Source organism: Micromonospora maris AB-18-032 (assembly GCF_000204155.1).
GTDB lineage: Bacteria > Actinomycetota > Actinomycetes > Mycobacteriales > Micromonosporaceae > Micromonospora > Micromonospora gifhornensis.
In genome coordinates, this window is record NC_015434.1 from 4,812,768 (window position 1) to 4,839,375 (window position 26,608).

Annotated in this window: 19 protein-coding genes; 8 read left to right on the forward strand and 11 right to left on the reverse strand. The window is 71.3% G+C overall.

Annotated elements, in window-relative coordinates; genetic code table 11:
• Positions 1-16 precede the first annotated feature (16 nt).
• Complete coding sequence (gene recQ, locus VAB18032_RS21175) at positions 17-1,921, forward strand: DNA helicase RecQ (RefSeq protein ID WP_013734962.1); 1,905 nt, start codon at positions 17-19, stop codon at positions 1,919-1,921.
• Between the two features lie 43 nt (positions 1,922-1,964).
• Here the strand turns inward: recQ and VAB18032_RS21180 are convergent, their stop codons facing one another.
• Positions 1,965-2,807, reverse strand: a complete 843-nt coding sequence (locus VAB18032_RS21180; protein ID WP_013734963.1) for an NmrA family NAD(P)-binding protein — start codon at positions 2,805-2,807, stop codon at positions 1,965-1,967.
• Between the two features lie 81 nt (positions 2,808-2,888).
• Here VAB18032_RS21180 and VAB18032_RS21185 point away from each other — a divergent pair, with 81 nt between their 5' ends.
• Positions 2,889-3,509: a TetR/AcrR family transcriptional regulator gene (locus VAB18032_RS21185; protein ID WP_013734964.1), complete on the forward strand. Its 621-nt coding sequence runs from the start codon at positions 2,889-2,891 to the stop codon at positions 3,507-3,509.
• Here the strand turns inward: VAB18032_RS21185 and uvrC are convergent, their stop codons facing one another.
• Complete coding sequence (gene uvrC, locus VAB18032_RS21190) at positions 3,510-5,441, reverse strand: excinuclease ABC subunit UvrC (protein ID WP_013734965.1); 1,932 nt, start codon at positions 5,439-5,441, stop codon at positions 3,510-3,512.
• A gap of 193 nt (positions 5,442-5,634) precedes the next feature.
• On the opposite strand from uvrC, the gene VAB18032_RS21195 reads away from it, so the two are divergent.
• On the forward strand, positions 5,635-8,889 hold the full coding sequence (locus VAB18032_RS21195; RefSeq protein ID WP_013734966.1) for a penicillin acylase family protein: 3,255 nt from the start codon (positions 5,635-5,637) through the stop codon (positions 8,887-8,889).
• A 126-nt stretch (positions 8,890-9,015) separates the two neighbouring features.
• On the opposite strand, the gene VAB18032_RS21200 is transcribed toward VAB18032_RS21195, so the two are convergent.
• The 3 genes from VAB18032_RS21200 to rsgA all read right to left on the reverse strand — a co-directional run bounded on the left by VAB18032_RS21200 (position 9,016) and on the right by rsgA (position 13,980).
• Positions 9,016-9,492, reverse strand: a complete 477-nt coding sequence (locus tag VAB18032_RS21200; protein ID WP_013734967.1) for a Rieske (2Fe-2S) protein — start codon at positions 9,490-9,492, stop codon at positions 9,016-9,018.
• A 125-nt stretch (positions 9,493-9,617) separates the two neighbouring features.
• On the reverse strand, positions 9,618-12,602 hold the full coding sequence (uvrA, locus tag VAB18032_RS21205; protein ID WP_013734968.1) for an excinuclease ABC subunit UvrA: 2,985 nt from the start codon (positions 12,600-12,602) through the stop codon (positions 9,618-9,620).
• Positions 12,603-12,957: 355 nt separating this feature from the next.
• A complete protein-coding gene (gene rsgA, locus VAB18032_RS21210; RefSeq protein WP_013734969.1) occupies positions 12,958-13,980 on the reverse strand; it encodes a ribosome small subunit-dependent GTPase A in 1,023 nt (340 codons plus the stop codon).
• Between the two features lie 167 nt (positions 13,981-14,147).
• Here rsgA and VAB18032_RS21215 point away from each other — a divergent pair, with 167 nt between their 5' ends.
• Both VAB18032_RS21215 and VAB18032_RS21220 read left to right on the forward strand, forming a co-directional pair.
• Entirely contained in the window at positions 14,148-14,864 is a 717-nt protein-coding gene (locus tag VAB18032_RS21215) for a maleylpyruvate isomerase family mycothiol-dependent enzyme (protein WP_013734970.1), read from the forward strand.
• Between the two features lie 6 nt (positions 14,865-14,870).
• Positions 14,871-15,524: an MBL fold metallo-hydrolase gene (locus VAB18032_RS21220; protein ID WP_013734971.1), complete on the forward strand. Its 654-nt coding sequence runs from the start codon at positions 14,871-14,873 to the stop codon at positions 15,522-15,524.
• Between the two features lie 18 nt (positions 15,525-15,542).
• On the opposite strand, the gene VAB18032_RS21225 is transcribed toward VAB18032_RS21220, so the two are convergent.
• Complete coding sequence (locus VAB18032_RS21225) at positions 15,543-16,151, reverse strand: DedA family protein (protein ID WP_013734972.1); 609 nt, start codon at positions 16,149-16,151, stop codon at positions 15,543-15,545.
• Between the two features lie 236 nt (positions 16,152-16,387).
• Here VAB18032_RS21225 and VAB18032_RS21230 point away from each other — a divergent pair, with 236 nt between their 5' ends.
• A complete protein-coding gene (locus VAB18032_RS21230) occupies positions 16,388-16,591 on the forward strand; it encodes a cold-shock protein (RefSeq protein WP_013734973.1) in 204 nt (67 codons plus the stop codon).
• Between the two features lie 67 nt (positions 16,592-16,658).
• Here the strand turns inward: VAB18032_RS21230 and VAB18032_RS21235 are convergent, their stop codons facing one another.
• The 3 genes from VAB18032_RS21235 to VAB18032_RS21245 all read right to left on the reverse strand — a co-directional run bounded on the left by VAB18032_RS21235 (position 16,659) and on the right by VAB18032_RS21245 (position 19,955).
• On the reverse strand, positions 16,659-17,555 hold the full coding sequence (locus VAB18032_RS21235) for a hypothetical protein (RefSeq protein ID WP_013734974.1): 897 nt from the start codon (positions 17,553-17,555) through the stop codon (positions 16,659-16,661).
• Positions 17,556-17,719: 164 nt separating this feature from the next.
• Positions 17,720-19,432, reverse strand: coding sequence for a CocE/NonD family hydrolase (locus tag VAB18032_RS21240; RefSeq protein ID WP_013734975.1), 1,713 nt, complete (start codon positions 19,430-19,432; stop codon positions 17,720-17,722).
• Positions 19,433-19,436: 4 nt separating this feature from the next.
• Positions 19,437-19,955, reverse strand: a complete 519-nt coding sequence (locus VAB18032_RS21245) for a MarR family winged helix-turn-helix transcriptional regulator (protein ID WP_013734976.1) — start codon at positions 19,953-19,955, stop codon at positions 19,437-19,439.
• 204 nt (positions 19,956-20,159) lie between these two features.
• On the opposite strand from VAB18032_RS21245, the gene VAB18032_RS21250 reads away from it, so the two are divergent.
• Positions 20,160-22,247: an MMPL family transporter gene (locus VAB18032_RS21250; protein WP_013734977.1), complete on the forward strand. Its 2,088-nt coding sequence runs from the start codon at positions 20,160-20,162 to the stop codon at positions 22,245-22,247.
• Here the strand turns inward: VAB18032_RS21250 and VAB18032_RS21255 are convergent.
• Together VAB18032_RS21255 and VAB18032_RS21260 are read right to left on the reverse strand one after the other, a co-directional pair.
• Positions 22,241-23,131 (reverse strand): lytic transglycosylase domain-containing protein, encoded by an 891-nt coding sequence (locus VAB18032_RS21255; protein ID WP_013734978.1) that lies wholly within the window; start codon positions 23,129-23,131, stop codon positions 22,241-22,243. The two genes, VAB18032_RS21250 and VAB18032_RS21255, sit on opposite strands and share 7 nt — an antisense overlap.
• A gap of 43 nt (positions 23,132-23,174) precedes the next feature.
• Entirely contained in the window at positions 23,175-24,566 is a 1,392-nt protein-coding gene (locus tag VAB18032_RS21260; protein WP_013734979.1) for a DedA family protein, read from the reverse strand.
• 130 nt (positions 24,567-24,696) lie between these two features.
• Between VAB18032_RS21260 and typA the strand changes: the two genes are divergently transcribed.
• The gene (gene typA, locus VAB18032_RS21265; protein ID WP_013734980.1) at positions 24,697-26,565 is read left to right on the forward strand and encodes a translational GTPase TypA; all 1,869 of its coding nucleotides are present in this window, start codon (positions 24,697-24,699) and stop codon (positions 26,563-26,565) included.
• The last annotated feature ends 43 nt before the right edge of the window (positions 26,566-26,608 follow it).

A 26,608-nucleotide genomic window follows, 5' to 3' on the forward strand; every position in this document is an offset into this window, starting at 1 on the left:
CTCATAGAATCCTCGGATGGCCTCTCCCGCCGACGTGCGCACCAGTGACCTGAGCATCGCGGACGTGACCGACAGCGACGCGCCGGCCGGTGCGAAGGTGACGGCGGCGCTGGAGGTGCTGCGGCGGGTCTTCGGGTACGACGCCTTCCGGGGCTTCCAGCGCGAGGTCATCGACCACGTGGTCGACGGCGGGGACGCCCTGGTGCTGATGCCGACCGGCGGCGGCAAGTCGCTGTGTTATCAGATCCCGGCCCTGGTCCGCGACGGCGTCGCGGTGGTGATCTCGCCGCTGATCGCGTTGATGCAGGACCAGGTGGACGCGTTGACCGCGGTCGGCGTGAAGGCCGGTTTCCTCAACTCCACCCTCGATCTGGACACCCGCCGGCTGGTCGAGGCGGAGTTCGTGGCCGGGGAGATCGACCTGCTCTACCTGGCCCCGGAGGCGTTGGCCAGCCGGGCCACGCTGAGCCTGCTGGACCGGGGCCGGATCAGCCTGTTCGCCATCGACGAGGCGCACTGCGTGTCGCAGTGGGGGCACGACTTCCGCCCCGACTACCTGAACCTGTCGATGCTGCACGAGCGGTGGCCCGGCGTACCCCGGATCGCGCTGACCGCCACCGCGACCAGCGCCACCCGGTCGGAGATCGCCACCCGGCTCAACCTGACCGAGGCGCGGCACTTCGTGGCCAGCTTCGACCGGCCCAACATCCAGTACCGGATCGTGCCGAAGCGGGAGCCGCGCAAGCAACTGCTGGCCCTGCTGCGCGACGAGCATCCGGGGGATGCCGGGATCGTCTACTGCCTGTCCCGCGCCTCGGTGGAGAAGACCGCCGAGTTCCTGGTCGCCAACGGCATCGACGCACTGCCGTACCACGCCGGTCTGGACGCGGCGACGCGCGCGGCCAACCAGCAGCGGTTCCTACGGGCCGACGGGGTGGTGATGGTGGCGACGATCGCGTTCGGGATGGGCATCGACAAGCCGGACGTCCGCTTCGTCGCCCACCTCGACCTGCCCAAGTCGGTCGAGGGCTACTACCAGGAGACCGGCCGCGCGGGCCGCGACGGGCTGCCGTCGACCGCCTGGCTGGCGTACGGGCTGCAGGACGTCGTGCAGCAGCGCAAGATGATCGACACGTCCGAGGGTGACCTGGCGCACCGGCGGAACCTCGCCGCCCACCTCGACGCGATGCTGGCGCTCTGCGAGACGGTCCGTTGCCGTCGGGTGCAGTTGCTGGAGTACTTCGGCGAGCCGGCCAGCGGCAACTGCGGCAACTGCGACACCTGCCTGGAGCCCCCGGAGTCGTGGGACGGCACGGTGGCCGCGCAGAAGCTGCTCTCCACGGTGTTCCGGCTCGATCGGGAACGCAACCAGCGCTTCGGTGCCGGGCACTGCATCGACATCCTGCTGGGCCGCAGCAACGACAAGATCACCCAACATCGGCACGACTCGCTCACCGTGTTCGGCATCGGCGGTGAGCTCAGCGAGGCCGAGTGGCGTGGCGTGGTGCGGCAACTGCTGGCCGAGGGGCTGTTGGCCGTCGAGGGCGACTACGGCACCCTGGCGCTCACCGACGCCAGCGCCGAGGTGCTGGGCCGGCGGCGTACCGTGATGCTGCGCCGTGAGGCGGCCCGCCCGGCGCGTGCGGCGCGCACCGCCAAGCCGCGGGGCGCGGCCACCGTGGTCGCCGACCTGTCCCCGGAGGCGACCGGCACCTTCGAGAGGCTGCGCGCCTGGCGGGCCGCCACCGCCAAAGAGCAGGGCGTCCCGGCGTACGTCATCTTCCATGACGCCACGCTGCGGCAGATCGCCGCCGAGATGCCGACCTCACTGGCCGAGCTGTCCGGAATCAGTGGCGTCGGCGAGAACAAGCTGGCCAAGTACGGCGAGCAGATCCTCAACGTCCTCACCAACGCTGAGTAACCCGACTGCACCACCTTGTCGTGACCCGCCGAATCGTGTGGGGTCAGGTCCAGGATGTGGCGTGGTCGGCGATGAAGGTGGCCAGGGTGCGCGGGGGGCGGCCGGTGATCGCCTGGACGGTGTCGGTGGTGTCGGCCCACCGGCCGTCGCCGACGTCGCGCATCAGCCTGGCGAGGTCGTCGGCGAACGCCGGAGGCAGGCCGGCCGCGCGTAGGCGCTGTGCCATGGCGGCCACCGGCAGGTCGACGTAGTGCACCGGGCGGCCGAGCACGGCGGTCATCGTCTCGGCCACCTCCTGGTGGGTGTACGCCTCGGGGCCGGTCAGGGTCAGCGTGGCGTTCGCCTCGACCGGCCGGGTCAGCAGGGCGGCGGCGACGTCGGCGATGTCCCGAGCATCGAGGTAGCCAACCGGCCCAGACCCGTACGACCCGTAGAACCGTCCCTCGCCATCGGTGAAACTGACCTCGGGGAGGAGGTTCTGCATGAAGCCGACCGGTTGCAGGATCAGGTACGGCAGTCCTGATGCGCGCAAATGATCGTCGATCTCGCCGTGCTGGCCCTGGGCCAGTAGCGCACCGGGCGCCGCTCCGCGTACCGATATTTTGACCAGCTGCGCGACGCCGGCCTCGGCGGCAAGATCGATGATCGACCGTTGCTGGTGGACGAAGTCCGGCCCCGGTACGCCGTTGAGCAGCAGGCGGGCGCCGGGAACGAGGGCGGCACGGATCGAGCGGGGGTCGGCGAAGTCGGCGAGCGTGACATCACCGCCGAGTTCGGCGACGTGCCGAGGCTGGCGTACCACCGCCCGCCGGGCTACCGCGTGCCGGTCCAGTCGATCGACAAGTGCGCGCCCGATCCGTCCGGTCGCGCCGGTCACGATGATCACCAAGCCTCCAAGCGGAATGAGGTATTCCGGTTATCCGGCGACTAGGATAACCGGAGGACAACCTTCCGGATAGAGGACGCCTTGCCGACAAACGACGCCGCTCCCCTACGGGCCGACGCACGCCGCAACCTGACTAAGATCATGTCGGCGGCCCGCGAGGTGGTCGTCGAGCACGGGCTCGACGCACCGATGGAACTGGTGGCACGCCGCGCCGGGGTCGGCGTCGGCACGCTCTATCGGCGATTTCCCACCCGAGAGGCGCTACTCGGTGCCGTCGCCGAGGCGTACGTCGCCGACCTGGTGACCGCCACCCGGCGGATCATCGACGGCGCGGCGGATTCCTGGTCGGCGCTGCGCGAACTGGTCGACTGGTGCGCCTCTCCAGGGCAGGGCGCGCTGGCTGCGGCTCTGGCCGACCTCCCCGTCGCGCAGGTGCAGGCGCTACCCGCGTTCGCCCGGTCCCGCCAGGAGTGGTTGGACCTGCTGGACGGCCTGGTCACCGATGGGCAACGGGCCGGGACGATCCGCGCGGATATCGGCACCGGCGATCTGGTGGCCCTGCTCACCGTCTTCACCTGCCATCCGGACCGGTTGCCCAGACATGTCGCCGACCAGCCGGCCCGCTACCTGCACCTGATGCTGGACGCGCTGGACGCCACCGCACCCCGGGGCACGCCCCTGCCCGGTGCCCCGCCGAGCTGATCAATCAGATGAGGTCGCGGGGGCGAGGGCGGCGAGGATGGCCTCGGCAGTGCGCCGGCCCACACCGGGGACCTCGGTGATCTCCTCGACGGTGGCGGCCGAGAGGCGCTTGAGCGAGCCGAAGTGCCGCAGCAGTGCCTTGCGGCGTACATCGCCCAGGCCGGGGATGTCGTCCAGGGCGGAGGTGGTCATCCGCTTGGAGCGGCGCTGCCGGTGGAAGGTGATGGCGAAGCGGTGCGCCTCGTCGCGTACCCGTTGCAGCAGGTAGAGCCCTTCCGAGGTGCGCGGCAGGATGACCGGGAAGTCGTCGTCGGGCAGCCACACCTCCTCCAGCCGCTTGGCCAGACCGCACAGCGCCACGTCGTCGATGCCCAGCTCGGCGAGGGCCTGCGCGGCGGCGGCGACCTGCGGGGCACCGCCGTCGACCACCACCAGCTGCGGTGGGTACGCGAACTTGCGGGGCCGCCCGGTGGTCGGGTCGACGCCGGGGCGGTCCGGATCCGCGGCGGTCTCCTCGCCGATCTCGCCGGTCTCGGCGCGCACGTCGAGGTAGCGGGCGAAGCGGCGGCGCAGCACCTCGGACATCGCCGACAGGTCGTCGGTGGCGCCCCGGACGATGAAGCGGCGGTACTCGCTCTTGCGGGGCAGGCCGTCCTCGAAGACGACCATGCTGGCCACCACGTCACTGCCCTGGATCTGGGAGACGTCGAAGCACTCGATGCGCAACGGTGCCGTCCGCATGCCGAGCGCCTCGCTGATCTCGTCGAGGGCCTTGCTGCGGGTGGTCAGGTCACCGGCCCGCTTGAGCTTGTGCCGGGCCAGGGCGTCCTTGGCGTTGCGCTCCACCGTCTCCAGCAGGGCACGCTTGTCGCCGCGCTGCGGCACCCGCAGGCTGACCCGGCTGCCCCGGTGGGTGGCCAGCCAGTCGGCCAGCGCCTCGGCGTCGGCGGGCAACTCCGGCACCAGCAGTTCGCGCGGCACGTCGGTCTCGCCGTGCTCGCCGCCGTAGACCTGGGTGCAGAAGTGGTGCACCAGGTCGCCGGTGGTGAGGTCTTCGGTCTTCTCCACCACCCAGCCGCGCTGGCCCCGCACCCGGCCGCCCCGGACGTGGAAGACCTGCACCGCGGCTTCCAGGGGGTCGTCGGCGAAGGCGACCACGTCGGCGTCGGTGCCGTCGCCGAGCACGACTGTCTGTTTCTCCATCGCCCGGCGCAGCGCCGCGACGTCGTCGCGCAGCCGGGCCGCCCGCTCGAACTCCAACTCGGCGCTGGCCTGGGTCATCTCGCGTTCCAGCTTGCGCACCATGCTGTCGGTGCGCCCGGCCATGAAGTCGCAGAACCCGTCGACGATCTCACGGTGCTCCTGCGCGGTGACGCTGCCGACGCAGGGCGCGGAGCACTTGCCGATGTAGCCCAGCAGGCAGGGCCGGCCGACCTGACCGGCGCGCTTGAACACCCCGGCGGAGCAGGTCCGCGCCGGGAAGACCCGCAGCAGCAGGTCGAGCGTCTCGCGGATCGCCCAGGCGTGGGAGTACGGCCCGAAGTAGCGCACCCCCTTGCGCTTGGCCCCGCGCATGACCTGCAACCGCGGATATTCCTCGTCGAGGGTGACCGCGAGGTAGGGGTACGACTTGTCGTCGCGGTAGCGGACGTTGAACCTCGGGTCGTACTGCTTGATCCAGGTGTATTCGAGCTGGAGCGCCTCGACCTCGGTGCCGACGGTGACCCAGTCGACCGATTCGGCCGTGGTGACCATCTGCCGGGTGCGGTCGTGCAGCCCCAGCAGGTCGGCGAAGTAGGAGTTGAGGCGGCTGCGCAGGTTCTTCGCCTTGCCGACGTAGATCACCCGGCCGGTGCCGTCGCGGAACCGGTAGACCCCCGGGGACTCCGGGATGGTGCCGGGGGCGGGACGGTAGGTCGACGGATCAGCCACGCTCCGAGCCTATCCGCCGCCCCCGACAGCCCGAATCGTCCCTGGTCGACGGCTTCCCGCCCGAGTGCGTGGGCAGCGCCGGCCATCGGGATTGACGTCTTCCAATATCGACGCCTGCGGCCTACCATCCAGTAACCGAATGTTCTTCATGTAATGATCCCGCCCGATGGTCCCCCGTCCACAGAGGATCGCCATGTCTGCTCGTACCGCCACCCGCCGGCTGCTCGCCGGTGCGACCGGCGCCATCGCCGTCGCCGCCCTGCTGGTCGCCGTCCCGCCCACCGCCACCGCCACCACCGCCGCGCCCGCGAACAGCACCCTCGCGGTGAACGTCGCCAGCGCCTTCGCCGGCAACGACTACTGCCTCGGCGAATGCTCGGAGATCCTGCCGCCCGGCCAGAACGGCAACGCCACCCTTGTCGAGATCCTCGGCAACCAGGCCTTCGGCACCCTGCCCCGGCACTCCGCCGACCAACTCGACAGGTACGCCAACCTCGTCTACGGCTACGCCGGACTGCGCGAGGAGCAGATCGGCAACTTCTTCCACGACGCCGCCTTCGGGGTCGCCCCCAACCAGGTCGAACGCGACTACTCCCCGCGCTCCGACGTGCGCATCGTGCGGGACAAGGCCACCGGCGTACCGCACATCACCGGCAGCACCCGAGCCGGCACCATGTACGGCGCGGGCTACGCCGGCGCCGAGGACCGACTGTTCACCATGGACCTGCTGCGCCACGTCGGCCGGGGCACGCTGACCTCCTTCGCCGGCGGCGCCCCCGGCAACCGCGCCCTGGAACAGAGCGTCTGGCGTACCTCCCCCTACACCGAGGCCGACCTGGCCGCCCAGGTCGAGGCGCTGCGGCGCAAGGGCGGAGCGCGCGGCGAGCAGCTCTACGCCGACGTGCAGGAGTACATCGCCGGCATCAACGCGTACATCCGCACCTGCATGTCGGGCCGCAACTGCCCCGGCGAGTACGTGCTGACCGGCCACCTGGACGCGATCACCAACGCCGGTGGGCCGAAGCCGTTCACCATGACCGACCTGATCGCCATCGCCGGCGTGGTCGGCGGCCTGTTCGGCGGCGGTGGCGGCAACGAGATGCAGTCCGCGCTGGTCCGCATCGCCGCCCGCGCCAAGTACGGCCCGGTCGAGGGCGACCGGGTGTGGAACGGCTTCCGGGGCCAGAACGACCCGGAGACCGTGCTGACCCTGCACGACGGGCAGAGCTTCCCGTACGGTGACGCCTCCCCCGACGCCCCCAGCGTGGTGCTGCCCGACGCGGGTTCCGCCCGGGTCGAGCCGGTCGTCACCGACCCCACCGGCTCCGCCACCACCGCCGGGTCCACCAGCTCCTCCGAACTGGCCGCCGCGCTGTCCGGGCTGACCATCACCCCGGCCAACCGGGGCATGTCCAACGCGGCGGTGATCTCCGCCGAGCACTCCGCCACCGGCCACCCGATCGCCGTGTTCGGGCCGCAGACCGGCTACTTCTCCCCGCAACTGCTGATGGTCCAGGAGTTGCAGGGCCCCGGCATCAGCGCCCGGGGCGCCGCCTTCGCCGGACTCAACCTGTACGTGCTGCTCGGCCGGGGCCAGGACTACGCCTGGAGCGCCACCTCCGCCGTCCACGACATCACCGACACGTACGCGGTGCCGCTGTGCGTGCCCGGTGGCGGCACGCCCACCCTGGCCAGCAACCACTACCTGTTCCGCGGCCAGTGCCTGGCGATGGAGGAACTGTCGCACGTCAACCGGTGGAACCCGACCGTCGCCGACAGCACCCCGGCCGGGTCGTACAAGCTGATCGCCTGGCGTACGAAGCTGGGCCTGGTGGCCTGGCGCGGCACCGTCGGCGGCGTCCCGCACGCCTTCACCCAGCTGCGCTCCACCTACGGGCGGGAAGCCGACTCGGCGATCGGGTTCCAGATGTTCAACGACCCGACCCAGATGGGCACCGCGTCAGCGTTCCTGGAGTCGGCCCACAACGTCGAGTACGCCTTCAACTGGTTCTACGTCAACTCCACCCAGTCGGCGTACTTCAACTCCGGGCTCAACCCGGTGCGGGCCGCCAGCAGCAACCCGCACCTGCCGATGCGCGCCGATCGGGCCTACGAGTGGCAGGACTTCGACCCGGACGCCCGCACCGCCCGGTACGCGCCACGCTCCGCCCACCCGCAGTCGATCGACCAGGACTACTACATCAGCTGGAACAACAAGCAGGCCAAGGACTTCGGGGCGGCCGACGGCAACTTCAGCTTCGGCGCCGTACACCGGGGTGACCTGCTGGACAAGCCGGTGAAGGCGGCCATCGCGGCGGGCCGCAAGTTCGACCGAGGCTCACTCACCGAGTTGGTGCAGCGGGCCGGGCTGACCGACCTGCGCGGTGCGGAGGTGCTCGACGAGCTGATCCGGGTGCTGGAGAGCCAGCCGGTCACCGACACGGCCCTGGCGGCCGAGATCGGCCGGTTGAAGGCGTGGCGGCAGGCCGGGGCGCTGCGGGTGGAGACCGCCAAGGGCAGCAAGGTGTACCAGCACGCCGAGGCGATCCGTACCTTCGACGCCTGGTGGCCCCTGCTGGTCCGGGGGATGTTCCGGGACCCCCTCGGCCCCGACCTCTACCAGTCGCTGATCAACACCCTCCAGGTCAACGAATCACCGTCGGGCCTGCAACAGGGTGACGTGTCGAACCTGCCGTCCTCGGCCAACGGGGCACAGACCCACAAGGGCTCGGCGTTCCAGTACGGCTGGTGGGGTTACGTCGACAAGGACCTGCGCGCGGTCCTCGGTGCCCCGGTCGCCGGTGGCCCCGGGCGTACCTTCTGCGGCAACGGCAACCTGGGCGCGTGCCGGCAGATCCTGCTGGACACCCTGCGCACGGCGGCGGCCACCCCGGCCACCACGACCTACCCGGGCGACGCCAGCTGCGCGGCCGGCGACCAGTGGTGCGCCGACGCGATCATCCAGTCGCCGCTGGGCGGCATCAAGCACGCCACCATCGCCTGGCAGAACCGGCCCACCTACCAGCAGGTGGTCTCGTTCCCGGCGCGCCGCGGCGACGACCTGACCAACCTGGCCGTCGGGCGGCCGGTGACCGCCTCCAGCAGCCAACTCGGCAACGGCGCCGCCCGGGCCGTCGACGGGAACCTCGGCACCCGCTGGGCCAGTTCATGGTCGGACAACCAGTGGATCCGGGTGGACCTGGGCAGCGTCCGGCAGGTCGGCCGGGTGGTGCTGGCCTGGGAGGCGGCGTACGCCCGGTCGTACCGGGTGGAGGTCTCGGGCGACGGAAGCACCTGGCGGCCGGTGTGGTCGACCACGGCGGGCGACGGCGGCACCGACGTGGTGGCCTTCACCCCGCAGCAGGCCCGCTACGTCCGGATGACCGGCCTCACCCGAGGCACCTCCTACGGCTTCTCCCTGTGGGAACTGTCCGTGTACGCACACTGAGCGCGATCGGCCGTGGCCGGGGCCGACCCCTGGCTACGGCCGCTGCGGCTGGATCCGGTGGGTCGTCTCGTCGACGGCCCACACCGGCCAGGGTGTCGTCTCGTCGACGGCCCACCGGCCGGCGGGTCAGGCGAGAGCGATCTGGTCGCCGGAGACCTTGACGTCCTTACGTTCCAGCGGCGCGGGGGACGGACCGGACTGGACCGAGCCGTCCTCGATCGAGAACCGGCTGTTGTGGCAGACGCAGTTGATCGTGCCGCCCTCGACGGTCGTCACGTTGCACCCCTGGTGCGGGCACTTCGGGTCGAAGCCGCGGAACTCCCCCGGCGACGGCTGGGTGATCACGATCCCCTGGGCGGACAGGACGGCACCCCCACCGACCGGGATGTCGCTGGTCCGGGCCAGCGACTGGCTGTCCTGGCGGCCGCCCCCACCCGCGTCGCCGGTGTTCGTCACCTGCGGACCCGGGCTGGTGGTCGCCGCGCCGTCGTCCCCGCCGCCGCAGGCCGCCAACATCGCCGCCGCCCCGGCCGCACCCGCACCGGCCAGCAGCGCCCGCCGTGTCCGTACCGGCCGCGCCCCCGCCACCTGGTCGTCAGTCATCCCTGCACCCTCCTCGGCTACCACCGTGCATGATCCCCGTCAGGTTTTCGAACCCGAACCACTCTGCCTGGCGGTTCACCCGATCGACCACCCGGCGCCGCCTACGCCGGGTGGTCGGGGGCCGGTCAGCCGGCCGGGACGCTCTTGCGTCCGGCCCGCGCCTTGGTCGCGGTCGTCTTGGTCGCGGCCGTCTTCGTGCCGGTCGTCTTGTTGCCGTTCGCCTTGGCCGCGCGGGCGGTGGCCGCCGCCGCACCCTTGGCCGTGCCGTCGAGCTTGAGCACGGTACGCAGGAACTGCCCGGTGTGGCTCTCGGCGACCTCGGCGACCTCCTCCGGGGTGCCGGTGGCGAGCACGGTGCCGCCCCGGTGCCCGCCCTCGGGCCCCATGTCGATCAGCCAGTCGGCGCTCTTGATCACGTCGAGGTTGTGTTCGATGGTGATCACCGTGTTGCCCTTGTCGACCAGGCCCTCCAGCACCATCAGCAGCTTGCGGATGTCCTCGAAGTGCAGGCCGGTGGTCGGCTCGTCGAGCACGTAGACCGTCCGCCCGGTGGAACGCTTCTGCAACTCGGAGGCGAGCTTGACCCGCTGCGCCTCACCGCCGGAGAGCGTCGGCGCCGGCTGACCCAGGCGTACGTAGCCCAGACCCACGTCGACAAGGGTCTTGAGGTGTCGGTGGATGGCCGGGATCGCGGAGAAGAACTCCGCAGCCTCCTCGATCGGCATCTCCAGCACGTCGGAGACGGTCTTGCCCTTGTAGTGCACCTCCAGGGTCTCCCGGTTGTACCGGGCGCCCTTGCAGACCTCGCACGGCACGTACACGTCCGGCAGGAAGTTCATCTCGATCTTGATCGTGCCGTCGCCGGAGCAGGCCTCGCAGCGGCCACCCTTGACGTTGAACGAGAACCGGCCGGGGCCGTACCCGCGCACCTTGGCCTCGGTGGTCTCGGCGAACAGCTTGCGGACGTGGTCCCAGACCCCGGTGTAGGTGGCCGGGTTGGATCGGGGCGTACGCCCGATCGGCGACTGGTCGACGCCGACGACCTTGTCCACGTGCTCCAGCCCGGACACCCGGGTGTGCCGGCCGGGCACCAGCCGGGCGCCGTTGATCTGGTTGGCCAGCACCGCGTACAGGATGTCGTTGACCAGTGTCGACTTGCCGGAACCGCTGACCCCGGTGACCGCGATCAGCTGGCCCAGCGGGAAGCTCACCGTCAGGTTGCGCAGGTTGTGCTCGCGAGCGCCGTGCACCACCAGTTCCCGGCCCGGGGTCTGCGGCCGGCGGCCCTTCGGCGTCGGGATCTCCCGCCGACCCGACAGGTACGCCCCGGTGATCGAATCCGGGTTCGCCAGCAGCGCCGGCACCGAGCCGCTGTGCACGATCTGCCCACCGTGCTCCCCCGCGCCCGGCCCGATGTCGACGATCCAGTCGGCGGTGCGGATGGTGTCCTCGTCGTGCTCCACCACGATCAGCGTGTTGCCCAGCCCGCGCAGCCGCACCAGGGTCTCGATCAGCCGGTGGTTGTCACGCTGGTGCAGACCGATGGAGGGCTCGTCCAGCACGTAGAGCACGCCGACCAGCCCGGAACCGATCTGGGTGGCCAGCCGGATGCGCTGCGCCTCACCACCGGACAGCGTGCCGGCCGGGCGGTCCAGGGAGAGGTAGTCCAGACCCACGTCGAGCAGGAACCGCAGCCGAGCGTTGATCTCCTTGAGCACCCGCTCGGCGATCAACTTCTGCCGGTCGGTCAGCTCGATGCCGGCCAGCAGGTCGGCACACTCACCGACGGACAGGTTGCAGACCTCGGCGATGCTGCGCCCCGCCAGCGTGACGGCGAGCACCTCGGGCTTGAGCCGGGCACCGCCGCAGGCGGCACACGGCACGTCGCGCATGTAGCCCTCGTACTTCTCCCGCGACCACTCGCTCTCGGTGTCGGAGTGCCGGCGCTCGATCCACTGCACCACGCCCTCGAAGCCGGTGTAGTACGAGCGCTCCCGGCCGTACTTGTTGCGGTAGCGCACGTGCACCTGGTCGTCGGAGCCGTGCAGGATCGTCTTCTGCGCCCGCGACGGCAGGGCCCGCCACGGCGTGTCGATGTCGAAGTGCTGGGCCTCGCCGAGGGCCTCCAGCAGGCGCAGGAAGTATTCCAGGTTGTGGCCGGTGGCCCAGGGCTGGATCGCGCCCTCGCGCAGGGTCCGCTCCGGGTCGGGGATGAGCAGCTCCGGGTCGACCTCCTTCTTGGTGCCCAGACCCGTGCACTCCGGGCAGGCACCGTACGGCGCGTTGAAGGAGAAGACCCGCGGTTCCAGGTCCTCGATCGCCAGCGGGTGGTCGTTGGGGCAGGCCAGGTGCTCGGAGTAGCGGCGCTCCCGCTCCGGGTCGCCCTCGGGCACGTCGACGAAGTCGAGCAGGACCAGGCCGCCGGAGAGACCCAGCGCCGCCTCGACCGAGTCGGTGAGCCGCTGCTTGGCGCTGGGCTTCACGCTGAGCCGGTCGATCACCACCTCGATGGTGTGCTTCTCCTGCTTCTTGAGCTTCGGCGGGTCGGTGAGCTGGTGCACCACGCCGTCGACCCGGGCCCGCGCGTACCCCTTGGCCTGGAGTTCGGCGAACAGGTCGACGTACTCACCCTTGCGGCCGCGTACCACCGGGGCGAGCACCATGAACCGGGTGCCCTCGGCCATCGCCAGGACCCGGTCGACGATCTGCTGCGGGCTCTGCTTGGAGATCCGCTCACCGCAGACCGGGCAGTGCGGCTCGCCCACCCGGGCGAACAGCAGCCGCAGGTAGTCGTAGACCTCGGTGATGGTGCCGACGGTGGAGCGCGGGTTGCGCGAGGTGGATTTCTGGTCGATCGACACCGCGGGGCTCAGACCCTCGATGAAATCGACGTCCGGCTTGTCCATCTGGCCGAGGAACTGTCGGGCGTACGACGACAGCGACTCGACGTACCGGCGCTGCCCCTCGGCGAAGATCGTGTCGAACGCCAGACTCGACTTGCCCGACCCGGACAGCCCGGTGAACACGATCAGGGCGTCCCGGGGAAGGTCGAGGCTGACGTCACGCAGGTTGTGCTCGCGTGCGCCACGGATGATCAGACGGTCGGCCACGGTCCGTGTACTCCCGGGTGAGGATGACGAGGAGGATCTGTCCGCTTCGGGATCAACCCAGCGGTTGTGCCAGCGCGGAGAGCGCGCCCCGGCAACTGTAGACCCGCCCTACGACAACTTCCCCCCGCCACACAACCCCACCCCACACTCCCTCCCCCACCCACCCCCCACCCCCACCCACCCCTCGCCCCACCCCCCACCCCGTCGATCTTGCACTTTCAGTCGGGGCATAGCTACGCGAAAGCGACATTCAGGCGACCACAAGTGCAAGATCGACGGCGCGAGGGGGCGGGAGCGACGGCGCGGACGGGAGGACGAGGGCGGGAGGAGCGAGGGGGGTGGGGGTGGGGGTGGGTCAGCGGGGGTGGCGGGGGCGGGTGGGGCGGGTGGTGTGGCGGCGGGTTTCGTGGGTCAGCTCACGGTGGAGGCGACGCCAGCTCTGCCAGCGGCGGGTGGACAGGTCACCGGAGGCGAGGGCGGCCTGCACGGCGCAGCCCGGCTCGGCCTCGTGCCCGCAGTCGCCGTAGCGGCAGCCGGTGGCGAGGTCGGCGATGTCGCCGAAGGCCCGGTCGAGGCCGGACTCGCCGTCGAGCAGGCCGACCGCCCGTACCCCCGGGGTGTCCAGCACCGCGCCGCCGCCCGGCAGCGGCACCAGCGCCCGCCAGGTGGTGGTGTGTCGGCCTTTGCCGTCGACCCGACGGATCGACTGGGTCGGCATGACCACGGCCCCGACCAGCGCGTTGACCAGGCTCGACTTGCCGGCGCCGGAGGGCCCCAGCAGACCGAGCGTCCGCCCCGGGGCCACCTCGGCGCGCAGCGGGTCCAGCCCGGTGCCCGTCTCGGCGCTGACCGGCAGCACCGGCACCCCGGGCGCGAGGGCCGCGAGTTGACGTGCCACCGCCGCCGGGTCGGCGGTCAGGTCGGTCTTGGTGAGTACGACGAGCGGCCGGGCGCCCGACTCGTGCACCAGGGAGAGCAGCCGCTCGATGCGGGCGGCGTTCGGCTCGGGGTGTACCGGTTCCACCACGGCGGCGGTGTCCAGGTTGGCGGCCAGCAGCTGACCGCTGGCGTCCTTGCCTGCGGTGCGCCGGATCAGCGCGGTACGCCGGGGCAGCACCGCCTCCACCGTGACCCGCGCGTCGGGCCAGGTGCCGAGCAGCACCCAGTCGCCCGCGCCGGGTAGCCGGGTGGCGTCGCCCACGGCTGCGGCCAGCAGGGCGCCGCCGCAGGAGGCGCGCACCGGGCCGTCGGAGGTGAGTACGGTGCAGACGCCACGGTCGACCCGGGCGACCCGGCCCGGGCGGTGATCGGTGTGGATACGGCTCAGGTGCGCCGCCCGGTCGGTGTCCCAACCCAGGGCGGTCAGTGTGATGTCCAAGGCTCCTCGTTCAGGGTCGCTGCGGGTGATACGGGCGTGCGGTGACCGGCATGACCACCACCTCCTCCGCTCCGGCGCCGCGAACACCCCCACGGTAGGAGGCGTGCTCCCGGGCGGGAAGTGAATTCCCTGGCGACGCGGTCGGCGCAGCGGGCTAGGGTCGAATCGTGACCACGGACCCCCTGCTGTTGACCGGTGACGTGGACGACGCCACGACCCGTCTGATCCGTACGGCGGCCCGGTTCGACGCCGCCGACCTGGCGCAGCCGTCGCTGCTGCCGGGGTGGACCCGCGGTCACGTCCTGGCCCACCTGTCCCGCAACGCCGACGCCCTGGTCAACGCGCTCACCTCGGCCCGCACCGGCGAGTTGATCCCGATGTACGCCAGCGCCGAGTCCCGGACCGCCGACATCGAGGCCGGCGCACCTCGGCCGCCCGACGAGCAGTTGGACGACCTGCGGCGCAGCGCCGACCGGTACGCCGAGGCGGTCGCGGCGATGCCGGCACCGGCCTGGGCCGCCACCGTGCAGACCCGGCGCGGTCCCTTGCCGGCCTCGCTGCTCGTCTGGCGTCGGCTCCGGGAGGTGGAGATCCACCACGTCGACCTGGCCGCCGACTACCGGCCGCGGGACTGGTCGCCGACCTTCGGTCACCGGCTGCTGCACGAGGTGGCCACCGACCTGGCCGCCCGCGACGACGCGCCGGCGCTGGTGCTGCGCTTCGACGGTACGAGTCACGAACTCGTGATCGGGGACCGCGCGCAGGCGCCCGTCGTCTCCGGGCCGGCGGTCGAGATCGCGGCCTGGTTGACCGGCCGCAGCCCCGGTGCCACCCTGACCGTCACCCCCGACGGTCAACTGCCCCACCCACCTGAATGGATCTAGTCAGACATGACCTATGACGGAGAAGTCACCCCCGGCGGACCTGCCGCGGTACGCGAACTCGGCCGGCTGAGCATCACCAAGGTGTCGGTCGGGCCGATGGACAACAACGCGTACCTGCTGCGCTGCCACGCCACCGGCGAGCAGGTGCTGATCGACGCGGCCAACGAGGCGCCCCGCCTGCTGGAGTTGATCGGTGACGCCGGGTTGACCGCGGTGGTCACCACCCACCAGCACATGGACCACTGGGTGGGGTTGGAGGAGGTGGTCGCCAAGACCGGCGCCCGCGCGCTGGTGCACGCCGACGACGCGGCCGGGCTGCCGATCGAGGCGCAGACGCTCGCCGACGGCGACACCGTGCCGGTCGGCGACTGCGCCCTGGAGGTCATCCACATCAAGGGGCACACGCCGGGCTCGGTGGCGCTGCTCTACCGCGACCCCGACGGCATCCCCCACCTGTTCACCGGCGACAGCCTCTTCCCGGGCGGGGTGGGCAACACGGATCAGGATCCGCAGCGGTTCGCGGCGCTCATCGACGACGTGGAGCACAAGCTGTTCGACCGGCTGCCGGACGAGACGTGGTTCTATCCGGGTCACGGGCGGGACTCGACGCTCGGTGCGGAGCGTCCCCACCTCGGTGAGTGGCGGGCTCGCGGCTGGTGAGCGGCGCGTGGTCGGGGGTCAGTTGGTGACCGTACGCAGTCGACGGCGGGTGCCGAGCAGCACCACCGCGGCCAGCAGCAGACCTCCGACCATGGTGACCAGCAACGGGCTCGTGCCTTTCGGCAACAGGCCGGCCAGCGACCGTGACGCGGTGCCCACCGCCAGGTAGAGACCGGCCCAGGCGCCCGCGCCGAGCGCCGCGAAGCCGAGAAACCGGGGGTACGACATGCGCAGACCGCCCGCGGCCAGCGGCAGCAGCGCGTTGAACACCGGCAGGAAGGGCGCGATCAGCACCAGCCGCCCACCGTCGCGGCGCAGGATGCGTTCGGCCGCCGCCCAGCGGGGCTCCCCGATCCAGGCGCCGAAGTGGCTGTGCCGCAGCCGCTCACCCCAGCGCCGGCCGACGAGGAACGTCAGCGACCAGCCGACGAGGCACCCGGTGACCACGGCGACGAAGGTGGCCAGGCCGGTGCTGGGCGTGCCGACGGCCACCGCGGCGAGCACCGCCACGTCTCCGGGGACCAGGACGCCGAACAGCGGCACCGCGTCGAAGAGCATGACCACCCCGAGCACGGCCATCAGCAGGGCGACGGGTAACTCTCCGACCTGGGCCAGCTCGTCTGCCATGCCTCGTACGCTATGGCCTCACCGCCACGACGAACATCGGGTTTCCACCCGACGTTGACGGAGATCACCTCCGGGTGATCCCGGAGACGCGCAGGGGCGGCCATCTGCGTCGCTCCTCCGACACCTGAGGCACTTCACCCGGCAAATCGGCTTTTCACCGGCTAATGTCGGGAAAGTATCGGGCGATCACCGGCGCGCAGTCGGGGGTCGCCCGCTGGAACAGGGAGAGAGAACGCATGGCAACCGGCACCGTGAAGTGGTTCAACTCGGAAAAGGGCTTCGGTTTCATCGAGCAGGACGGCGGCGGACCTGACGTGTTCGTCCATTACTCGGCGATCGCCAGCTCCGGATATCGGGAGCTGACCGAGGGTCAGAAGGTCGAGTTCGATGTGACCCAGGGGCAGAAGGGTCCGCAGGCGGACAACGTCCGCTCGCTGTAACCGGTGCCGGTGGCGGCGGCCGGTTCCGGCCGCCGCCACCGCTAACCTGCGAGGTGTCCGGCCACGGTCAGGCGGCCAGCCGTCGACCCAACTCCCGCACCACCTGCTCGGCGACGGTCGGCGGGATCGCCGCGGCGATCTCCTGCGGGCTGAGGCCGGCGAGGACCCCGGCGACGATCGCCTGCTCGTCGGTGAAGTCGCGTTTCATCAGCGCGTCCATCGCCGTCTGGAGCGCGGTCAACTGCGCCCCGATGCTGCGCAGCGTCGGATGCCCCACCTGGAACTTCGGGTCGGTGTGGTCCTCCCCCATGGACATCCGGGTGTACGTCTGACCGATCGGATTGCGTCCGTCCAGGACGGTCAGGTTGCGGTGCACGGTCTTGAGCCAGTTGTGCTCCTCGGGTGTCATGTCGTTCGCCTCCGGCTTCTGGGTGATGAGACCGATGCTGGTCAGGTACCGGCGGAACAGCGGCCTCTGGTCGCGGTTCGCCTTGATCGAGTCGCGGAAGAAACTGAAATGGGTGTGCCACAGGTGGGAGCGATCGCCGGTGTTACGCCGGCCGAGCCGGTCCCAACGGCGGACCACCTTGCCGTCCGGCGAGTAGATGATCTCCCTGATGTCGCGGGTGTCCGCGGCGTTGGCGGCGCACTGCGCCACACACCAGGTCGAGAAGCTCGCCAGGTCGTGCCGACGGCCGTCGACGGTGACCTGGAACATGCCCACGTCGAGCGCGGCGGCATCGAGGGTCAGTCCGTTGCGGTCCCGCGGCGACTCGACCACCGAGTAGTCGTTGGTCACCACTCGGTCGGACCCACAGTGGTATCCGCCGCGGTGATTGGCATCGCCGACGATGCCGACCTCGTTGGGTTCGAGATCCTCGTCGCGCGCCCGGTTGGGGTCGCGATTGAGGTGGTCGAGCAGTAACCGGCGGACGGCCATCAGGTTGTCTGGTGCCCGCGTCATGGGGTCCCCCTTCGCGGTCTCGTCGGAGCCGGGCACGACCGTGACACCGCGTGACGCGGTAGGGAAGCCTCACAGGCGAGCCCGACTGTCAGCTGCACGGCGCCGGGCGTGCCACCACGATAGCCCGTAGAACCGGTAAATGCCCAGCTCAGAGCGGCTTTGTTTCAGCTTGGAACAAGCTGAGAACCAGAGTGGACGACCGGCAGGACCACTGCGGACGGCCGCTCCGGGTCGTGCAGAATCTCCCGAAAGCCGCCACGAAGCGTAATCGCCGTGCCGAGTGGTTCACCGGTGCCGGGGTTGCGGACGTACCGGGGGTGGGCACCGCCGGAAAGCTGAAGCCGTAGCCGGTGCCCGGCGGCGAAGCGGTGGGCGACCGGCCACATCGGTACGGTGACCGCCACCGCGCCGGAGCCGTCGACGGGGAAGCGCCGCGGGTCGATCCGGACCAGCCCGTCGCAGATGTTCCAGGACCGCCCCCGGCGGTCGACATCGCACAGTCGCACGAAGACGTCGAAGTGTTCGAGGTCGCTGCGTACGTGAATGTCCGCCTGCACCGGCCCGATCACTTCCAGCGGGCCGGTCAACGACTCGCTGGTCCAGGTCAGCACGTCGGGTCGCGCCTCGACGGGCCGGTTGTCCACCGGCCCGGACCGTTGGGCCACCAGCAGCGGGCCACCCAGCGAGGGCGTCGGGTCGGCCGGGTCGTACCAGAACCCGTCCGGCGGTGACGGCACCGGCGCAGCGGTGCGCAGCGCCGATTGTGGGTGCAGATACCACCGGGTGGCCTGGGCCGGCGGCGGCCAGTCCGGCAGGTCGCGCCAACCGCCCCCGACGCCACCCACATGTATCCGCACCGGCCCGTCCGCCGGCTCCCCAGCCGCCGAGCGATCGGCACCAGCGGCCGGGACGGCGGCCCGGCCGGTGCCGGCGGTGGTCAGGTGGGTGCCGAGCCAGTCGAGTCCCTCGCGCAGTGCCGCGACGAACAGGCCGGGGCTGCCGTGGGTCCACGGGCCGATGATCAGACGCGGGCGGGCACCGAGGGCGCGCAGCGCGGCGTAGTCGCGCAGTTGGGCGGGGAGGAAGATGTCGTGCCAGCCGCTGACCATCGCCACCGGCGCCCGGACCAGATGCAGCCGGTCGTCGAAGACGCGGCTGCGCCAGTAGTCCGCCTGCGGGGTGTGGTGGCGCAGCCACTCCTGGAAGAACGGCACGGTGACCCCGGTGGCGACCCGGTCGGCCTCGACCAGGGGCAGGTGGGACAGGGCGGCGGCCAGTCGCGGTTGCCCCCGCTTGAGTTCCCACTGCCGGGCCAGCCAGGGCACGGTCTGCGCCTGCAGCAACTCCACCCAGGTCAGCACGGTGTCCAGGGCGAACGACTCCCCGGCGTAGGTGGAGTCACGGGTGGTCGACGCGGTGGCCACGGCGACCATGGCCCGCAGCTCCTCGCCCGCGTCGGCGGCCAGCGCCCACTGCACGAAACCCTGGTAGCTCGCGCCGAACATGCCGAACGCGCCGCACCACCACCGCTGCCGGCGCAGCCAGTCGAGGGTGTCCAGCCCGTCCTCGCGCTCGTGCACGAACGGATCGAAGGTGCCGCCGGAGCCGTCGGTGCCGCGACACGACTGGATGACCACGTGGAACCCCTGCTCGGCGGCGAGCCGGCAGAGCAGCCGCATCGGCCCGCCCCGGCCGTACGGGGTACGGATCAGCATGGTGGGCGCGTCCGGCAGGTCGGGAGCGTAGTGGTCGGTACGCAGGATCACCCCGTCGCGGACCCGCAGCGCGATGTCGCGGCGGACGGTGATCCTTCGGGTACGCGCCCGGGGCAGCCGCAACGCGGCCACGGCGAGCCGGGACGCCACCCGATCCAGCACGGGCTCAACCCGCCCGGTGCCGCGGCGGCGGCGTGACCCGGCCGTCGCGGATCGCGTCGCGGTGCTCCCGCAGGGACTGGCCCATCGCCGTGATGAACCGGTACACGATCTCAAGTTCCTCGTCCTGGAACTCGTCCATCACCCCGTCGGTACGCTCACCGAGCGGGCGGAAGAAGTCCCGGGCGACGGTGGCGCCCTGCTCCGCGTAGTGCAGCAGCACCTTGCGCCGGTCCGTGGTGTCCCGGTCGCGCCGCAGGTGCCCGGCCCGCTCCAACCGGTCGATCAGCGCGGTGACGGAGCCGGAGGAGAGGTCCAGGTGTTCCGCGAGCCGGCCGGGAGTGATCGGCTCACCCGACAACTCGGCGTCCATCACCGCGATCAACGCCTGCAGGTCGGTGCCGTTGAGGCCGTGCTGGCCGGCGAAGGCGTGCCCGACGTGCTGCGCGTCCACGCAGTAGCGCCGCAGCTCGGCGGTGATCTCCGCGACCAACATCTCCCGCCGGGTGTCACGCCGCCGGTACATCCCGTGCCCTGCCACGTCCCGCCGCTTCCTCCCAAGGTCCCCGGATGCGCAGCATAGCCCAGGGTGTCATATCTCTCGACAGTCAAGATACTCGACAACGGAGAGCTGTTGCGCGTCGTTTCTTGATAAGCAAGAATCTCGACAATCAAACTATCGGCTCCCTCGGCGGGAGCCGGGCCGATTCCAACGACCGGAGCGCCGAGCATGTCTCTGTTCACCCGCGTCGCCCGCAGCCGCCGGACCGCCTGGCTCACCGTGGCCGTGGCCGTCCTCGTCGGCGTGGCCGTCTTCGGGCTACCCATTCCCAGCAACCCGGCACCGGTCTCCGCCACCGGTCTGTCCGAGCAGTGGCAGTCCACCCAGGTCGAGCGCCTGCAACGGGAGCTGCCCGCCAGCGGCGTCCAGCCGGCCGTCGTGGTGGTCAGCCGCGACGACGGCGCACCACTGAGCGAGGCGGACCGTGCGGCGATCACCGCCGACACCAGCAGCCTCAGTCGGCTCGCCGCCGGCGGCCAGGTCGCCCCGCCGCAACTGTCCCCCGACAACACGGTGGCCCTGGTCGCCGTACCGCTGGACGCCACCGGAGGGCAGGAGGCGGTCGCCGAACGGGTGGCCCAGGTGCGCGCCGAACTCGCCGGATTTCCCGGGGACCTCACCGTCCAGGTGACCGGCCCGCCCGCCTTCACCGCCGACCTGACCAAGGTCTTCGAGGGCGCCGACGTCACCCTGCTCGCGTTCACCGCCGCCGTCGTCGCCGTACTGCTGCTGATCACCTACCGCAGTCCGGTGCTGTGGCTGGTTCCCCTGGTCATCGTGGCCGCCACCGAACAGATCACCCTGCGCGCACTCGAAACGATCATCCCGGCGGTCGGCATCAACTTCGCCGGTGGCGCCGTCACCGGCATCGCCAGCGTTCTCGTCTTCGGTGCCGCCACCAACTACGCGCTGCTGCTGATCGCCCGCTACCGGGAGGAACTGCGCCGCGAGGAGGACCGCTTCGCGGCGATGCGCGCCGCCCTGCGCCGTACCGCCGAGCCGATCCTGGCCAGCGGCGGCACCGTGATGCTCGGCGTACTCACACTGTTGTTGAGCCAGCAGGAGACGAACCGTGCGCTCGCCGTGGCCTGCGCCACCGGCATCCTGCTCGCCATGGCCTCGGCCCTGCTGGTGCTGCCCGCCGCGCTGGTGCTGCTCGGCCGCCGCCTGTTCTGGCCGTTCGTGCCGACCGTCGGCAGCGTCGGCCGGGAGGGCCGGATCTGGGGCCGGCTCGGTGCCGCCGTGATCCGTCGCCCGGTACCCGTCGCGGTGCTCGCCACCCTGCTGCTCGCCGGGCTCGCCCTCGGTGGCCTCGGCATCCGCACCGGGCTGTCGGAGACCGAGCAGTTCCGGGTGAAGCCGGAGGCGGTGGCCGGGGCGCAGACCCTCGCCGGTGCCTTCCCCGCCGGCACCACCCAGCCGCTCGCGGTGATGACCAACCCCGGCGCCGTGCAGGCGGTCACCGCAGCTGCCGCCGAGGTGCCGGGAGTGGCCTCCGCCCGGCCCGGTCCCGCCGGCGCCGACGTGGCCCAGGTCGACGTGGTGCTCGACGCCGAACCGGGCACCGCCGCCGCCAACCGCACCCTGGAGCAGCTCCGGGACACCGTCGGGGCCGTCGACAACTCGGCGCCGCCCGCCACCGCCGGAGTCGACCAACCGTCCGGAGCGGTCGTCGGCGGCACCGTCGCCGGCCGGTACGACTCCGCCGCCGCCGACGCCAAGGACCTGCGACTCATCCTGCCGCTCATCCTGCTGCTCGTCGGCGCGGTGCTGGTCCTGCTGCTACGCGGCCTGCTGGCCCCGGTGCTGCTGGTCGCCACCGTCGTCGCCTCGTACTTCGCCAGCCTCGGCGGGGCCTGGCTGATCTTCGAGCACGTCTTCGACTTCCCGGCGATGGACACCGGCGTGCCGCTGCTCGCCTTCGTGTTCCTCGTCGCGCTCGGGGTCGACTACAACATCTTCCTGGTCACCCGGGCCCGGGAGGACGCCCGCAGCACCGGCACCCGCAAGGGCATGCTCTCCGCGCTCCGGGTCACCGGCGGGGTGATCACCAGCGCCGGCATCCTGCTCGCGGCGGTCTTCGCCGTCCTCGGGGTGCTGCCGCTGATCACCCTGACCCAGATCGGCATCATCGTCTGCCTCGGCGTGCTGCTGGACACCCTGCTGGTGCGTACGGTCGTCGTCCCGGCCCTGGCGTTCCTGCTCGGCGAGCGGTTCTGGTGGCCCGGTCGGATCACCCCCGAGCAGGCTCAGTAGCCCAGGCAGACGCACTCCGTCATCAGGGCTCGCACGTTGCGTACGTAGCTCGGGTTGGGGATGGCCAACGGCTGCCCCTCCCGAGCTACCGCGCCGTGGCCGTAGTTGTAGGCGGCGATGACCGCGTTGAGCAGGCAGGAGTTCAGCTCGCTGGTGCACAGCTCGGTGTCGAGCCGGTAGTCGGCGTCGAAGTACATGTCGCCGATGTACTTGGTCAGCCAGGCCAGGTAGGTGCCACCCAGGTAGGCGTTGTCCCGGTAGTCCCACACGTCGTAGTTCTGGCCGAACCGCTGGTTCATCCAGGTCGCGGTGTCCGGCATCACCTGCATCAGGCCGATGCCGCCGTCGCAGGCGACGATGTTGGACTGCCAGCCGCTCTCCTGCCACCCCGTCGCCTTGATCAGGTTCACCGGGACCCGGATGTCCGGCGCCGACGTCGGCCAGTAGACCCGGCCCGCGGCGTCGGTCAGCGCGGCCCTGGCCTGCGCCCGACTCGCCTGGTCACCCTTGTAGCTGGGCTTGCAGCTGCTCGGCGCGGGCTTGGGCGGCGCTGGCGGCACCTTCGTCTCCGTCGGCGGCTTCGGCACGGCGCGCGGCGCGGTGCTGGTGCGCTTGGGCTTCGGCGGCGGCTCCGGCGAGGCGGAGGCCTTGGGACTCGCGCTGGGGCTGCGGCTGACCTTCGGCGCGGCCCCCATCGACTCCACCGCCTCGGGCGTCGGGCTCGGCTCGGCCGGCTCGCTCGACGGCTGCGTCTCCTCCTCGGGCAGGGCGACCGGGGCGGGCAACTCCGCGGCCGGAGTGTCCACCCTGGCGCATGCACCCCCGGTGACCATCAGCAGGCCGGCAACCAGCGCCACGGTGAAACGGCCGACGTTGCGTCCCATGTCGATCCCCCTTCGGCAGCGACGAACCGCCGCACCCTAACAGCTAGCGATCGGCGAGATGGTCCCCTCGCCTGCCACGCCGGCGGCGTCCGGGGGCGTTGCCGGCGGCCAGGGCACGGTCCCGGGTGGCCCAGGCGACTATGAACACGGCCGTCCACGCCGCACCCAGCAACACCGCGGCGACGGTGCCGCTGGCCGTACTCAGCCCCAGGTAGAGGCGGGCGCCACCGATGCCGACCACGCCGGCCACGGCGGTGGTCCACAGCGCCACCGCCACCGGCCACCGTGCCTCGCGGGACAGCAGCCAGGCCAGCATGCACAGGCTGGCCGTCACCACCGCGCTCTGCGTGGAGAAGTGCGCCACCCGGCCGTCGGCGGCCAGCTCGGTCACCACCGCCAGGACCACCAGCGGCACGAACGCGCCGATCGTGCCGACCACGCTGAGCAGGTCGGCCTGCCACGGCCGGTGCCGCCAGGCCTGCACCGCGGCGACCACAGCCACCAGCACGATCAGCACCGAGCCGCGCAGCACCGAGACGGCGAGCTGCGTCACCTCCACCGCGTCGGGCGTCCGGCGGGCCGCGAACCACCCGCCGATCACACCGTCGACCAGGGCCAGGCCGCTGTGCCGTACCGCCGCCCGCATCGTCCCGGCGACCGCCAACGCGACCAGGAACAACAGCCCCACCCCGGCGGTCAGGTTGGCCAGCAACGCCCAGGTCGGCCCGAACCGCATGCTGAGCAGGAAGAACAGCAGCCCGTACCGGGCCGACAGCCAGCGCACCGGCGGCAGCCGGGCGGCACGTTTCAGCAGCGCCCGCACCGGGTCGGGGTTGCGGCCCAACCACCGGCCCGCCAGCACCACCGCCACCAGCGCCGCCACCAGGGCCAGGAACGCCCCGGTCGCCTGGCCCAGCAGCCGGGACACCGTGTGGTACGACTCGCCCGCCAACCGGCCCGCCAGCACCGACGCGCCGACCCAGGTGATCACCCCGGCCAGGTTCCACGGCGCGAACCGCCGGTACGGCATGCCCGCCGCCCCGGCGAGCCGAGGCACCAACGTGCGGGCGAAGGCCACCCACCGCGCGGTGCAGACTCCCCGGCCGCCCATCCGCGCCACCATCGCGTCGGCCCGCGCCCACCGGTGCGGCCCCACCCGGGCGCCCCACCGGCTGGCCCGCAGCCGAGGCCCGTACCGGCGACCGGCGCGAAACGCCACCGCGTCCCCCACCGTGGCCGCGAGAATCATCACCAGCAGCGCCGGACCGAGCCGGAGAGTGCCGGTGTACGCGAGGAAACCGACAAGCAGCAGGGTGGCCTCGCCGGGAGCGACCAGCCCGACGATCACCGCGGTCTCCGCCGCGACCACCAGCGCCGCCACCACGTAGATCAACCAGGACGGCAGGTGTTGCACCGAACTCAGCAGTTCATGCACGCCGGCCCCCCGGGGTCACCTCAGCAAGGCTGCCCCGTCAGTGTGACAGCACCGACATGTGGCGCAGCGCACTCGCCCATCGGCGACCCCGACGCGGCATCTCGTCGGCACAGGCGGGAGGATGGAACTCATGCAGCTTCGCACCGACCTCCGCAACGTCGCCATCATCGCTCACGTCGACCACGGCAAGACCACCCTGGTCGATGCCATGTTGCGGCAGGCCGGCGCCTACGGCGCCCGGGGCGAGGTGACCGAGCGGGTGATGGACTCGATGGACCTCGAACGAGAAAAAGGCATCACCATCCTGGCCAAGAACACCGGCGTGCGCTACCTGCCCGCCGACGGCTCCGACCCGGTCACCATCAACATCATCGACACCCCCGGTCACGCCGACTTCGGTGGCGAGGTGGAACGCGGGTTGACCATGGTCGACGGCGTGGTGCTGCTGGTCGACGCCAGCGAGGGCCCGCTGCCGCAGACCCGGTTCGTGCTCCGCAAGGCCCTCAAGGCCCGCATGCCGATCATCCTGGTGATCAACAAGGTGGACCGTCCGGACGCCCGGATCAAAGAGGTCGTCGACGAGGCGTACGAACTCTTCCTCGACCTGGACGCCGACGAGACGCAGATCGACTTCCCGATCGTCTACGCCTGCGCCCGCGACGGCATCGCCTCGCTGACCCAGCCCGCCGACGGCTCCGTGCCGCAGGACAGCACCAGCCTGGAGCCGCTGTTCCGTACCCTGCTGGACACCATCCCGCCGCCCGCGTACGACGAGCAGGCGCCGCTGCAGGCCCACGTCACCAACCTCGACGCCTCCCCGTTCCTCGGCCGGTTGGCGTTGTGCCGGGTCCGGCAGGGCACCATCGCCAAGGGCCAGACCGTGGCCTGGTGCCGCACCGACGGCAGCACCCAGCGGGTCCGCATCTCCGAACTGCTGATGACCGAGGGCCTGGAGCGCAAGCCCGCCGACTCGGCCGGGCCGGGCGACATCATCGCCGTCGCCGGCATTCCCGAGATCATGATCGGCGAGACCCTGGCCGACGCGGAGAACCCGCAGCCGCTGCCGCTGATCACCGTCGACGAGCCGGCCATCTCGATGACCATCGGCACCAACAACTCGCCGCTTGTCGGTCGGGTCAAGGGCGCCAAGGTCACCGCCCGGATGGTCAAGGACCGCCTGGACAAGGAACTCGTCGGCAACGTCTCGCTGCGGGTGCTGCCCACCGAACGCCCCGACGCCTGGGAGGTGCAGGGCCGAGGCGAGCTGGCGCTGGCCATCCTGGTCGAGCAGATGCGCCGCGAGTCCTACGAGCTCACCGTCGGCAAGCCCCAGGTGGTGACCCGGGAGATCGACGGCAAGACCTGTGAGCCGGTGGAGCGGCTGACCATCGACGCCCCGGACGAGTACCTCGGCGCGATCACCCAACTGCTGGCCACCCGCAAGGGCCGGATGGAGCAGCTGGTCAACCACGGCACCGGCTGGATCCGGATGGAGTGGCTGGTCCCGGCGCGCGGCCTGATCGGCTTCCGCACCGAGTTCCTCACCGAGACCCGGGGCACCGGCATCCTGCACCACGTCTTCGAGTCCTACGAGCCCTGGTTCGGCGAGCTGCGTACCCGCAACAACGGCTCGCTGGTCGCCGACCGCGCCGGTGCCGCGACCGCCTTCGCCATGATGAACCTCCAGGAGCGCGGCACGCTCTTCGTCGAGCCCGGCACCGAGGTGTACGAGGGCATGATCGTCGGGGAGAACTCCCGCTCCGACGACATGGACGTCAACATCACCAAGGAGAAGAAGCTCACCAACATGCGCTCCTCCACCGCCGAGGAGACCGAGAAGCTGATCCCGCCGCGCAAGCTGTCGCTGGAGCAGGCCCTGGAGTTCTGCCGCGAGGACGAGTGCGTCGAGGTCACCCCGGCCGCCGTACGCATCCGCAAGGTGACCCTCGACCAGACCCAGCGGGCCCGCGCCACCGCCCGCCGCAAGCACGCCAGCTGACCCTCGCGCGGATGTTAAGAAGGGGCCCCTTCACCTCACCAGA